Consider the following 11,884-nt stretch of genomic DNA (forward strand, 5'->3'; position numbering starts at 1 on the left):
TCATGTCAGACGCCCTTCCCACCGTCGTCGCCGCCCGCCCGGGTGGGCCCGCCCCCGTTCCCGAGGCTCCGGCCGTGCTCGGCTGCGCGGCGATGAGCATCGACGACTACGCCCGGGTGGTTCAGGCGCGCACGGAGTTCGTGGACTTCCTGCTGGCGCCCGTCCGCGGCCGCCTCGCCGCCGCGGCCTGACGACCGGGGGAGGATCCACGCCATGGACCTGCTCCTGGACCGCTCCGTGCTGCTCGGGGTGCGCACCCCGGAGCGCGCGCCCGAGCTGACCGCCGCCCTGCGCCGGCACGGCCACCGGCGGCTGTTCCTGTCCGCCCTGGTGCTGGGGGAGCTGCTGTCGGACCGGCCCGACGAGACGCCGTGGACCGAGCAGCTGGAAGCGCGCTTCCCGGACCGTGTGCTCCCCGTGGACGCCGCGGTGAGCCGGGCGTGGGGCGCTCTCGGCGCCGCGGGGACGGCCGACCCGGTGGCCGGTCTGACCGCGGCCACCGCCCTGGTGCACGGGCTGACGGTGCTCAGCGCCGAGCCCCGACGGTACGCCGGCACGGGCGTGCCCGTGCTGGACGCGGTCCCCGCCCGGGGATAGGCCTCAGACGGTCCGGCGGTGGCGCGGGCCGCGGGCGCCCAGGGCCACGGCACGGTCGTAGTGCTCCAGCAGCTGCCCGACCAGCACGTCCCAGGTCCGGCCCTGCACGGCGGCGTGCGCGGCGGCCCCGAAGGCGGCCCGCTTGGCCTCGTCGCCGAGCAGGTCGGCCACGTGCCCGCGCAGCGCCGCGAGGTCCCCCGGCGGGTAGAGCCAGCCGGTGCGGGAGGAGTCGACGAGGTCCACCGGACCACCCCGGCCCGTGGCCACCACCGGCACCCCCGAGGCCATGGCCTCCTGCACGGTCTGGCAGAAGGTCTCGAACTCGCCCGGGTGCACGAACACGTCGAGGGAGGCCATGATGCGGGCGAGCTCGGCCCCGGAGCGGCGACCCGTGAAGTGCGCGTCCGGCAGGCGGCGCCGCAGCGCCTCCTCCTCCGGCCCCGACCCCACCACGACGAGGCGGGTGCCGGGCAGGTCCGCGACCGCGGCGAGGTCCTCGACCTGCTTCTCCGGGGCGATCCGGCCCACGTAGCCCACGATCCGGCGGCCGCCCGCGACCTCCGCCCGCCACCGCTCGTCGCGGTGCCGCGGGCAGAAGCGGGCGGTGTCCACGCCGCGCCGCCACAGGTGCACGTCGCGCACCCCGTGCGCGGTGAGCTGCGCCACCGCCGAGGAGGAGGGGGCGAGGGTCAGGGCCGCGGCGTTGTGCATGCTCCGCACGTGCCCCCACAGGAGCTGCTCGAGGAAGGGCGCTCCGTACTTCGCCGCGTAGCCGGGCACGTCCGTCTGGTACACGGCCACGGCCGGCACGCCGAGCTGCTGGGCCGCGAGGATCGCCCGCCGGCCGAGGACGAACGGGGAGGCGACGTGGACGACGTCGGGGCGGAACCGCTCCAGGTGCCGGCGCACCCGGGCCACGGTGCCGCCGGCCACGCGCACGTCGGGATAGCCGGTGAGCGGCAGGGCCGGCAGCCGGTGCACCGGCACGTCGTCGAGGTCCTCGACGACGTCCTCGGCGAGGCGCCCGAGCGGCGCGGGGTCGTAGGAGGGCGCCAGGACCACGACGTCGTGCCCGCGGGCGCTCAGCTGCTCGACCACCCGCAGGACCGAGTGGGTGACACCGTTGAGGTGGGGGAGGAACTGTTCGGCGACCACGGCGACTCTCATGGCGCCGAGCCTTCCCGGCACGGGCGTCCGCCGGGGGAGCGGCACGTGGCCCGCCGGTGAAGGCCCCGTGAAGCCTCGGCCCGGGCCCCGGAGGCGTGGGAAGATGGGCGGTGATGAACTCCCTAGGCTCTTCCTCCCCCGCCCCGTCCGCCGACCGCCGCGGCGTGCCCATGCCGCTGTGGCTGCAGGGCGTGGTGGAGCTCGGCTCCGTGGCCGTGGTCTCCTACCTGCTGATCCTGCTGACCGTTCTCATGGTGTGGCTCGCCGACGGCTTCGACTCGCTCGGGCTGACCGGCAGCTTCGTGCTCTCCGGCCAGGTGTGGCTGCTGGCCCACCTCACCCCGCTGCAGGTCGCCCTGGACCCCGGGGCCGGACTGCCCGCGACCACCGGGACCGTCAACCTCGTCCCGCTGGGCCTGACGCTCGTGCCCTTCGTGCTGGCCTGGCACGCCGGCCGGCGGCTGGCACGGGCCTGCTGGGAGGGCCAGTTCTGGCAGCCGTACCTGAGCGGGCTCGCGGTGTACTCCGCCGCGGGGGCCGTGGCCGCGCTGCTCTTCGGGACCGGCGAGATCGCTGCGGGACCGGCCGCCGCCGCGGTGTTCCCCCTCGTGCCGGTGGCCCTGGGCGCGTTCGTCGGGGCGTACCGGGCCTCCCGCTCCCTGCCCGGGCTGATCGGCGTCAACGCCGCCGCGTGGGTCGAGCGCACGAGCCAGTACTCGCGGTGGGCCGGTTCCTACGTGTGGGCGGTGCTGCGGGCGGGCTTCGTCGCGGCCGTCGCCGGGGTCGGTGCCGGGGCGGCGCTGCTGGCCGCCGCGCTGCTGTGGAACTGGAACGACGTGGTGAACGTCTACCAGCGGCTGGGCACCGGGGCCCCGGGGGACACCGCCCTGACGGGCCTGCAGCTGGGCTACCTGCCGAACCTCGCGGTCTACGCCCTCGCGTGGGCCACCGGCGCGGGTTTCGAGGTGGGGGACGGCACGCACACGTCACCGCTGGGCACGCAGACCGGGCCGGTCCCGCTGCTCCCGGCCCTGGCCGCGCTGCCCCCCGGCGAGCTGCCGTCCTGGTCGGCGGTCGTGGTCGTGCTGCCGGTGCTGGCCGGGGTGCTCGCCGGCTGGTGGTTCCTGCGGGAGGGCGAGAACCACCTCGACGACTGGATGGCCATCCGGCTGCCCGCCCGCTGGATCACCTTCCCGCTCTCCACGCTGCTGACCGCGCTGTTCATCGGCGCGGTCGCGGGCGTGCTGGCGATGCTGCTGAGCTGGCTGGCGCAGGGCTCGCTCGGGCTGGGCCGGCTCACGGTGATCGGCCCGCACGGTCCGGACGTGCTGCTGTGGTTCGGGGCGGAGGTGGCCGTGGGGGCGGTCGTGGGCTACGTGGTGGGCCCGTGGCTGGAGCGGGAGCCGCCGTTCGCGCCGCTGCGCGGCGGCGCCGCCGGGGCGGACCCCGAGGAGGATCCCGGGGACGGGACCGGGGAGGACCTCGGGCGGGCGGGCCGGCGGGAGGCCCGCCGGCGCCGCCGGGCCGAGGCCGCGGCGCGGCGGGCCATGCGCTCGGCCGGTCCGGCGGGGGGAGCGGGCAGCAGCGCGGTCCCGCGCCCGGCTCAGGGGCGCGGGGTGGCCGCCGGGGACGCCGCGGGGTCGGCCGAGGCGTTCGACGTGGACGCGCCCGCGGCGCCCTCCGAGGTCCCGGGGTCCCCGGAGAGGTAGCTCCAGATCCCGTCCTCGAGCTGCTGCTGGCACTGCGCGGTCCCGGAGAGGGTCAGGGTGCTGGACACGCACTGCTGATAGGCCTCGGCCACCGGCCACAGCAGCAGCCGCGCTCCGCCGGTGGCCAGGCTCAGGGCGCCCAGCACGATCGCGGCGACCGCGCTCACGACCAGCAGCGCGCGCCGGCCGGACCCGCGCGAGCGCACGAGCGCCGCGATGCCCAGACCGAGGCCCGCCGCCGCGGCGACGAGCCCGGCCACCGTCGGCCACAGCCCGGAGCCGACGAGCACGAGGGCCACCGCCGCGCACACCAGCGCGGCTCCCGCCGTGCGCGTCGTGGCGGCACGCCGGGCGTCCGCGGGGGTCGGCTCGGGATGCGGGCGGGGAGGGGTCATGCTCCTCACTCTAGGGCACCGCGCGGACCGGCCCGCGCCGCCCGACTAGACTCGGCCGCATGCGCATCGTGGTCATGGTCTCCGGGTCCGGCACCAATCTGCAGGCGGTCCTCGACGCCGTGGGCGCGGGCCGGATCGAAGTCGAGGTCGCCGCCGTGGGGGCGGACAAGCCCTGCCTCGGGCTCGAGCGCGCGGAGGCGGCTGGGATCACCACCTTCCTCGTCCGGCCCGCGGACCACCCGGACCGGACGCGGTGGAACCGGGCCCTGCAGGAGGCGGTCGCCGCCCACGCCCCCGACCGGGTGCTCTTCGCCGGGTTCATGCGGATCGTGGACGCCGAGTTCGTGGAGGCGTTCCGCGGACGGATCGTCAACACCCACCCGTCCCTGCTGCCCTCCTTCCCCGGCGCGCACGCGGTCCGGGACGCCCTCGCCCACGGGGTCAAGGTCACCGGGGTCACCGTCCACGAGGTCGTGGCCGACGTCGACGCCGGCCCGATCCTCGCCCAGGCGGCGGTGCCGGTGCGGGAGGAGGACACCGAGGCGCAGCTGCACGAGCGGATCAAGGCCGCCGAACGGGAGCTGCTCGTGGACGCCCTCGGCCTGCTCGCCCGTTCCGTCCCGGCCCGCTGAGCCCGCCGGGGTCCCGCGGACGGGGTGGGGGCCCTCCCCCCGGCCCCGGTCCGGACGCCCGCCCGCCCGGTGGTCCGGGCGCACGCAGGGGCGTGGCGGCGCGGGTCCGTAAAATGGTCTCCGGCGGTTTCCGCCGGCAGCCCCGACCCCGACGCTTGGAGAACCTGTGAGCCCCATCCGACTTGACCGCGTGCCCATCCGACGGGCGCTGGTGTCCGTCTACGACAAGACCGGGCTGGACGACCTGGCCCGCGGTCTGCACGAGGCCGGGGTGGCCATCGTCTCCACCGGCTCCACCGCGCGGCGGATCGCGGAGGCGGGGGTCCCGGTGACCGAGGTCTCCGAGATCACCGGCTTCCAGGAGTGCCTGGACGGGCGGGTGAAGACCCTGCACCCGCGCGTGCACGCCGGGATCCTCGCGGACCGCCGCAAGCAGGAGCACGTGGACCAGCTCGCGGAGCTGGAGATCGAGCCGTTCGACCTCGTGGTCGTGAACCTCTATCCGTTCGTGGACACCGTGCGCTCCGGCGCCGGCCAGGACGAGGTGGTCGAGCAGATCGACATCGGGGGCCCCTCCATGGTGCGCGCGGCCGCGAAGAACCACGCGGCCGTGTCCGTGGTGGTGGACCCCGCCTCCTACGGCGCGGTGGTCGAGGCCGCCGGCGCCGGAGGCTTCGACCTCGCGGCCCGGCGCCGGCTGGCCGCCGCGGCCTTCGCCCACACCGCGGCCTACGACACGGCCGTGGCCACGTGGACGGCCCAGCAGTTCGAGCAGGACGAGGACGCCAACTTCTGGCCGCCCTACGCGGGGCTGGCCTTCCAGCGCTCCGCCTCCCTGCGCTACGGCGAGAACCCGCACCAGAAGGGCGCCCTGTACGTCGACGAGGCGGCCGCCCCCGGCATCGCCCAGGCGGACCAGCTGCACGGCAAGGAGATGTCCTACAACAACTACGTGGACGCCGACGCCGCCCTGCGCGCCGCCTACGACTTCGACGAGCCGGCCGTGGCCGTGGTCAAGCACAACAACCCGTGCGGCATCGCCGTGGCCACCCCCGGCGCCGAGGACCCGATCGCCGATGCCCACCGCAAGGCCCACGCGTGCGACCCGCTCTCCGCCTACGGCGGGGTGATCGCCGCGAACCGGACCGTCACCCGGGCCATGGCGGAGACGGTCAAGGACATCTTCACGGAGGTCGTCGTGGCCCCCGGCTTCGAGCCGGAGGCCCTGGAGCTCCTGCAGGAGAAGAAGAACATCCGCCTGCTGGAGCTGCCCGAGGGCTTCGCCCGCGACGCCCTCGAGTACCGGCAGGTCTCCGGCGGGGCCCTCTTCCAGGTCGCCGACCGGCTCGACGCCGCCGGTGACGACCCCGCCTCCTGGACCCTCGCCGCCGGGGCGCCGGCCGACGAGCGGACGCTGGCCGACCTCGCCTTCGCGTGGAAGGCGCTGCGGGCCGTGAAGTCCAACGCGATCCTGCTCGCCGACCAGGGCGCCTCGGTGGGCATCGGCATGGGCCAGGTCAACCGCGTGGACTCCTGCCGGCTCTCCGTGGAGCGGGCCGACGGGCTGGGGGAGGACGGGGCCGAGCGCGCGCGGGGGTCCGTGGCGGCGTCGGACGCGTTCTTCCCGTTCGCGGACGGGCTGCAGGTGCTGCTCGACGCGGGCGTGCGCGCCGTCGTCCAGCCCGGCGGCTCGATCCGGGACGAGGAGGTCGTGGCCGCGGCCGAGGCCGCCGGCGTGACCATGTACTTCACCGGGGCGCGGCACTTCTTCCACTGACCCGCTCCCCGGCGCGGCTGCGGCGCCGCGCACGGCAACGGCCGCACCCCCGAGGGGGATGCGGCCGTTGCCGTGCGTGCGGGTCGCGCCGGGCGGCGCGACCCGCACGGGGTCGACTCACACGGACAGCGAGGCGAGCACCCGGTTGAAGGTCTCCGAGGGGCGCATCACCGCGAACGTCTTGGCGTCGTCGGGGCGGTAGTAGCCCCCGATGTCCGCCGGGCTGCCCTGCACGGAGAGCAGCTCCTCGTTGATCGCGTCCTCGTGGGCGGCCAGCTGCTCCGCCACGGAGGTGAAGGCCTGGGCCAGCTCGGTGTCCTCGTCCTGGCGGGCCAGCTCCTGGGCCCAGTACAGGGCCAGGTAGAAGTGGCTGCCGCGGTTGTCGATCTCCCCGACCTTCCGGCTGGGGGACTTGTTCTCCTCCAGGAAGGTGCCGGTGGCACGGTCGAGGCACGCGCCGAGGATGCGGGCGCGGGCGTTGTCCGCCGTGGAGGCCAGGTGCTCCAGGCTCGCGGCCAGGGCCAGGAACTCGCCGAGGCTGTCCCAGCGCAGGTGGTTCTCCTCGACCAGTTGCTGGACGTGCTTGGGCGCGGACCCGCCGGCGCCGGTCTCGAAGAGGCCGCCGCCGTTGATCAGCGGGACCACGGAGAGCATCTTCGCGGAGGTGCCCAGCTCGAGGATCGGGAACAGGTCGGTCAGGTAGTCGCGCAGCACGTTGCCGGTGACGGAGATCGTGTCCTCACCGCGGCGGATCCGGTCGATGGAGAACGCGGTGGCCTCCATGGGGGACATGATCTCGAGCTGCAGGCCCTCGGTGTCGTGCTCCGCGAGGTACTGCTCGACCTTGGCGATGAGGTTGGTGTCGTGGGCGCGGGTGCGGTCCAGCCAGAACACCGCCGGCGTCGCGGAGGCCCGGGCGCGGGTCACGGCCAGCTTCACCCAGTCCCGGATCGCGACGTCCTTGGTCTGGCAGGCGCGCCAGATGTCGCCGGGGAAGACCTCGTGCTCGATCAGCACGGTGCCGGAGGAGTCGACGAGCTGGACGCTGCCCTTCGCGGGGATCTCGAAGGTCTTGTCGTGGGAGCCGTACTCCTCGGCCTTCATCGCCATGAGGCCCACGTTTGGGACGGAGCCCATGGTCCGCGGGTCGAACGCGCCGTGGGCGCGGCAGTCGTCGATCACGGCCTGGTAGATCCCGGCGTAGGAGCTGTCCGGCAGCACCGCCAGGGTGTCGGCCTCCTCGCCGTCCGGGCCCCACATGTGCCCGGAGGTGCGGATCATGGCCGGCATCGAGGCGTCCACGATGACGTCCGAGGGCACATGCAGGTTGCTGATGCCCTTGTCGGAGTTCACCATCGCCAGCGCCGGGCCGTCGGCCAGGCCCTTGTCGATCGCGGCCCGGACCTCGTCGCGGACCTCGGCCGGGAGCGCGTCGAGGCCGTTGAGGATCGCGGCCAGGCCGTTGGCGGGGGAGAGGCCGGCCTGCTCCAGGGTGGCGCCGTGGGCGGCGAAGAGCTCCGGGAAGAACGCCTTGATGACGTGGCCGAAGATGATCGGGTCGGAGACCTTCATCATGGTGGCCTTCAGGTGCACCGAGAACAGGACGCCCTCCCGCTTGGCGCGCTCGACCTGCTCGGCGAGGAACGCGTCCAGGGCGGCGGCCCGCATCACCGTGGCGTCGACGACCTCGCCGGCGAGCACGGGCACGGACTCCTTGAGCACCGTGGTGCTGCCGTCCTCGCCGACCAGGCGGATCTGGAGGGTGTCCTCGGAGTCCATGACCACGGACTTCTCGTTGTCGCGGAAGTCGTCCGCGGCCATGGTGGCCACGTTGGTCCGGGAGTCCGCGGACCACTCGCCCATCCGGTGCGGGTTCTTGCGGGCGTAGTTCTTCACCGAGGCGGGGGCGCGGCGGTCGGAGTTGCCCTCGCGCAGGACCGGGTTCACGGCGGAGCCCTTGATCTTGTCGTAGCGGGCGCGGGTGTCCTTCTGCTCGTCGGTCTCCGGCTCGTCCGGGTAGTCCGGCAGGGCGACGCCCTGTTCCTGCAGCTCCTTCACCGCGGCCTTGAGCTGCGGGACGGAGGCGGAGATGTTCGGCAGCTTGATGATGTTGGCCTCGGGCTTCTTCGCCAGGTCGCCGAGCTCGGCGAGGGCGTCGTCGACCCGCTGCTCCTGGGGCAGCCGGTCGCTGAAGGCCGCGAGGATGCGCCCGGCCAGGGAGATGTCCCGGGTCTCGACCTCGACGCCGGCGGTCGAGGCGTAGGCCTCGATGACCGGCTTGAAGGAGTAGGTGGCGAGCAGGGGCGCCTCGTCGGTGCGGGTGTAGATGATCTTGGCCATGTGCGGGCTGTCTCCCATGTCTGTCGACGGATGCGGGTCGGTGTGTCCTGGTGCCAAGATACCCGAGCCCGCGCCCGCCCCGTTGACCGGCGCCCGCCCGAGGGCGCTCCCGGGCACGGCCACGGGCCCGCTCCCCGGGGGGAACGGGCCCGTGGCCGCGGCGGTGCCGGGGCGCCGGCGCGCCGGCGGGATCAGCCCTCGGTGGACTGCGTGGAGCGGGTGCCGTTGACGAGCTCGCCCTCGCCGATCACCCGGTCGCCCTCCTGCCCCTCGTCCAGGGCCTGCTGCTCGCCCTGGCCGGAGACCACCTGGATCTTGCGCGGCTTGGCCTGGGCGGACACCGGGATGGTCACCGTGAGCACGCCGTTGTCGTAGCTCGCGGCGATGTTCTGGATGTCGATGCCCTGGCCGAGGTTGAGCTGGCGGACGAACGAGGAGCTCTGCCGCTCCCGGGTGATCCACTGGACGTCCTGGACCTCGGGCAGCTTCCGCTCGGCCCGGATGGTCAGCAGCTGACCGTCGACGTCGACGTCGACGCTGTCCGGGTCGATGCCGGGCAGCTCGGCCCGCAGGATGTAGCGGTCGCCGTCCCGGTAGAGGTCCATCGGCATCTCCCGCAGGCCCTGGCGGGCGAACAGCGAGGCGGCGAGGCGGTCGAAATCGTTGAACGGCGTGAACATCGTGGCCACGTCCATCATCTCCTCAACTCCATGAGCAGTGCCCTTGACATTTAGTTGAGTCATATCGGCTCAACTGTGCTCGATGATAGCGCCGTCGCGGGGCGAGGTTCAACGGTTGGCGCGGCCGATCGCCCAGGGCGAACCCGGATGCCGGCGGGGTGGTGCGGCCCTCAGCGGCGGTCGTTCGGGTAGTCCACCCCGATCCGTTCCCGGACCCGGTCGAAGAGCTCGACGAGCTCGAGGGAGTCCGCCCACGGCATCACGGGGGACTCCGGCAGCCCCTGCTGGATGCAGCGGGTGGCCTCGCGCATCTCGTAGACGTACCCGGCCCCGGTCACCTCCACCTGCTCCACGACCGGGGCGGCACCTCCGCGCGCGCCGTCGGCGCTCTGCAGCACCAGGGTCGTGGGGCAGTTGATCCGCCCGTCCACGCGCAGCCAGCCGTGCGTGCCGCTGACGGTGACCTGGTGCGGCACGGTGCTGGAGAGGGTGCCGCTCACATGGCCCCGGCCGTGCCCGAAGTCCAGGGTCAGGGCGGTGTCCAGGTCCACGGCCGTGGCGCCCAGCTCGGCCCGCGCCGTCCAGCTCTCCGGGGCGCCCAGCACGGCCCCGGTCCAGGTCAGCGGATAGACCATCATGTCCAGCAGCACCCCGCCGCCGTCGGCGTTGCGGAAGAGCCGGTGGTCGGGGTCCACCGGGCGGCGGGTGCCGATCGAGGCCTCGACCGAGCGGACCCGGCCCAGCCGCCCCGCCCGGATCCAGTGCATCGCCGTGCGGAAGCCGGGGGTCATCCGGGTCCAGACGGCCTCCATGAGGAACACCCCGTGCGCGCGCGCCAGCCCCAGGAGGTCGTGGACCTCCGCGGCGGTCATCGCCAGGGCCTTCTCGCACACCACGTGCTTGCCCGCGCGCAGCAGCACGGACACGTCCCGGTGGTGGTAGCCGTGCGGCGTGGCGACGTAGACCACCTCCACGTCCGGGTCGGCCGCGAGGCGCTCCAGGCCCGTGCTCCCGGCGGTGTTCCCGTACGCCCGCTCCACCCCGTGCCGGCGGGCGAAGTCCTCGGCGCGGTGCTGGTCGCGGGAGCTCACGGCGACGAGCCGGGCGTCCGGCAGGGCGGCGATGTCCGGGACCACCTTCTCGGCGATGTCGGCCGTGCTGACCACGCCCCAGCCGAGCGTGCGGCCGGTCGGCGTGAGCGGGGCGTCCAGGTGGGCCGCGTCGAGGGCGGCGTCGACGAAGGGCGGGAGGGGGGTGGCAGGCATGGGCGCATTCTGCCACGCCTCGCCCGGAGGGACGGGCCCCGGCACCGAACCGAACGACCGTTCGTCGCCTACACTGGCGGCGTGCCCCGGGTCAGCCAGCAGTACAAGGACGAGCGCCGCCGCGAGATCGTCGCGGCCGCCAGCCGCTGCTTCCTGGAGCACGGCTTCGGCGGGGCCTCGATGCACCGGATCATCGCCGCGACGGGCCTGTCCGCGGGGGCGCTGTACAACCACTTCCCGTCCAAGCACGAGCTCGTGGTCGCGTCCGCGCGGGCGGCTCTGGACCGCGTCCTGACGGCGGACGAGGATCCGGCACCGGCCGGGGACGAGGGCACGGCCCGGGCCGCGGCGGGGGAGGGGTCCGGGCGGTCGGCGGGCGCCACCGGCGGGGACCCGGCCGGGTGGGTGGCGGAGCTGCTGGAGCGGCTCGCCGCGGACCCGGCGGCCACGCGGCTGCTGCTGATCACGTGGGGCGAGGCCGTGAGCGAACCGGCCCTGGCCGCGGTGGCCGGCGAGCACCTCGCCCGGGTGCGCGAGCAGGTCGAGGAGCGCTACGGCCGGTGGGCCGCCGAGGAGCTCGGCCTGGGCCCGGACCGCTCCCGGGAGTGGGTCGCGATGTTCGCCCAGGCCATCCTCTCGGTGCTGCAGGGCTACGTGGTGCAGTCGTGCCTGCTGCCCGGATTCGACCACGACGCCTACCTGGACTACGCGCGCACCCTGGCGGCGCAGTGACCGGGCGGCCGGCGTCGGGGCTCAGGCGTTCAGCTGTCGGTGCTCGGCGGAGAGCTGCACGTAGGTCCGGGCGTTGGCGCGCACCTTCTCCCGCTCCGGCCCGGTGAGCTCGCGCCGGACCTTGGCGGGGACCCCGGCCACGAGCGAGCCCGGCGGCACCACGGTGCCCTCGAGGACCACGGCGCCGGCGGCGACCAGGGACCCGGAGCCGATCACGGCCCCGTTGAGGACGGTCGCGTTCATCCCCACCAGGACCTCGTCCTCCACGGTGCAGCCGTGGACCACGGCACCGTGGCCCACGCTCACGCCGGCCCCGATCGTGCAGGGGTGGCCGGGATCGGAGTGGACCACCACGTTGTCCTGCAGATTCGAGCCCGCCCCCAGCCGCACCGGGGAGCGGTCCCCGCGCACCGTGGCACCGTAGAAGACGCCGGAGTCCGGGCCCAGCTCCACGTCGCCGACCACGGTCGCGGTCGGCGCCACGAAGGCGGAGGCGGCGATCCGGGGCGTGTGCCCGGCGTGCGGGAGGACCAGTCCGGTCGGGGCGGGGCGCTGCATGGCCCCAGCGTAGCGGCCGCCGCCGGGGATCC

Annotated in this window: 12 protein-coding genes; 6 read left to right on the forward strand and 6 right to left on the reverse strand. The window is 74.7% G+C overall.

Going from position 1 to position 11,884, the window contains the following annotated elements; translation table 11 throughout:
• Nucleotides 1–2: 2 nt before the first annotated feature.
• The gene (locus ABL57_RS18655) at nt 3–191 is read left to right on the forward strand and encodes a hypothetical protein (RefSeq protein WP_047804987.1); all 189 of its coding nucleotides are present in this window, start codon (nt 3–5) and stop codon (nt 189–191) included.
• A gap of 22 nt (nt 192–213) precedes the next feature.
• Nucleotides 214–597, forward strand: coding sequence for a PIN domain-containing protein (locus ABL57_RS18660; RefSeq protein ID WP_053005167.1), 384 nt, complete (start codon nt 214–216; stop codon nt 595–597).
• A gap of 3 nt (nt 598–600) precedes the next feature.
• On the opposite strand, the gene ABL57_RS18665 is transcribed toward ABL57_RS18660, so the two are convergent.
• Nucleotides 601–1,764 (reverse strand): glycosyltransferase family 1 protein, encoded by a 1,164-nt coding sequence (locus tag ABL57_RS18665; RefSeq protein ID WP_047804988.1) that lies wholly within the window; start codon nt 1,762–1,764, stop codon nt 601–603.
• 113 nt (nt 1,765–1,877) lie between these two features.
• Here ABL57_RS18665 and ABL57_RS18670 point away from each other — a divergent pair, with 113 nt between their 5' ends.
• Nucleotides 1,878–3,473, forward strand: a complete 1,596-nt coding sequence (locus ABL57_RS18670) for a DUF6350 family protein (RefSeq protein WP_047804989.1) — start codon at nt 1,878–1,880, stop codon at nt 3,471–3,473.
• Here ABL57_RS18670 and ABL57_RS18675 read toward each other — a convergent pair.
• Nucleotides 3,368–3,868 carry a hypothetical protein gene (locus ABL57_RS18675; protein WP_047804990.1) on the reverse strand — a complete coding sequence of 167 codons (501 nt, stop codon included), beginning with the start codon at nt 3,866–3,868 and terminating at the stop codon, nt 3,368–3,370. The two genes, ABL57_RS18670 and ABL57_RS18675, sit on opposite strands and share 106 nt — an antisense overlap.
• 59 nt (nt 3,869–3,927) lie before the next feature.
• Between ABL57_RS18675 and purN the strand changes: the two genes are divergently transcribed.
• Together purN and purH are read left to right on the forward strand one after the other, a co-directional pair.
• Nucleotides 3,928–4,500: a phosphoribosylglycinamide formyltransferase gene (gene purN, locus ABL57_RS18680; protein ID WP_082157578.1), complete on the forward strand. Its 573-nt coding sequence runs from the start codon at nt 3,928–3,930 to the stop codon at nt 4,498–4,500.
• A 166-nt stretch (nt 4,501–4,666) separates the two neighbouring features.
• Nucleotides 4,667–6,277 (forward strand): bifunctional phosphoribosylaminoimidazolecarboxamide formyltransferase/IMP cyclohydrolase, encoded by a 1,611-nt coding sequence (gene purH / locus ABL57_RS18685; protein WP_047804991.1) that lies wholly within the window; start codon nt 4,667–4,669, stop codon nt 6,275–6,277.
• Between the two features lie 117 nt (nt 6,278–6,394).
• Here purH and ABL57_RS18690 read toward each other — a convergent pair whose 3' ends face one another.
• The 3 genes from ABL57_RS18690 to ABL57_RS18700 all read right to left on the reverse strand — a co-directional run bounded on the left by ABL57_RS18690 (nt 6,395) and on the right by ABL57_RS18700 (nt 10,562).
• Nucleotides 6,395–8,617, reverse strand: coding sequence for an NADP-dependent isocitrate dehydrogenase (locus ABL57_RS18690; RefSeq protein ID WP_047805010.1), 2,223 nt, complete (start codon nt 8,615–8,617; stop codon nt 6,395–6,397).
• 191 nt (nt 8,618–8,808) lie between these two features.
• Nucleotides 8,809–9,312: an Hsp20/alpha crystallin family protein gene (locus ABL57_RS18695; RefSeq protein WP_371212495.1), complete on the reverse strand. Its 504-nt coding sequence runs from the start codon at nt 9,310–9,312 to the stop codon at nt 8,809–8,811.
• A gap of 155 nt (nt 9,313–9,467) precedes the next feature.
• Entirely contained in the window at nt 9,468–10,562 is a 1,095-nt protein-coding gene (locus ABL57_RS18700; RefSeq protein WP_047804992.1) for a Gfo/Idh/MocA family protein, read from the reverse strand.
• An 81-nt stretch (nt 10,563–10,643) separates the two neighbouring features.
• Here ABL57_RS18700 and ABL57_RS23450 point away from each other — a divergent pair, with 81 nt between their 5' ends.
• Nucleotides 10,644–11,294 (forward strand): TetR/AcrR family transcriptional regulator, encoded by a 651-nt coding sequence (locus ABL57_RS23450; protein ID WP_047804993.1) that lies wholly within the window; start codon nt 10,644–10,646, stop codon nt 11,292–11,294.
• Between the two features lie 21 nt (nt 11,295–11,315).
• On the opposite strand, the gene ABL57_RS18710 is transcribed toward ABL57_RS23450, so the two are convergent.
• Nucleotides 11,316–11,852: a gamma carbonic anhydrase family protein gene (locus ABL57_RS18710; RefSeq protein ID WP_047804994.1), complete on the reverse strand. Its 537-nt coding sequence runs from the start codon at nt 11,850–11,852 to the stop codon at nt 11,316–11,318.
• Nucleotides 11,853–11,884: the final 32 nt, after the last annotated feature.

Source organism: Kocuria sp. SM24M-10 (assembly GCF_001027955.1).
In the GTDB taxonomy this organism is placed as follows: Bacteria; Actinomycetota; Actinomycetes; order Actinomycetales; family Micrococcaceae; genus Kocuria; species Kocuria oceani.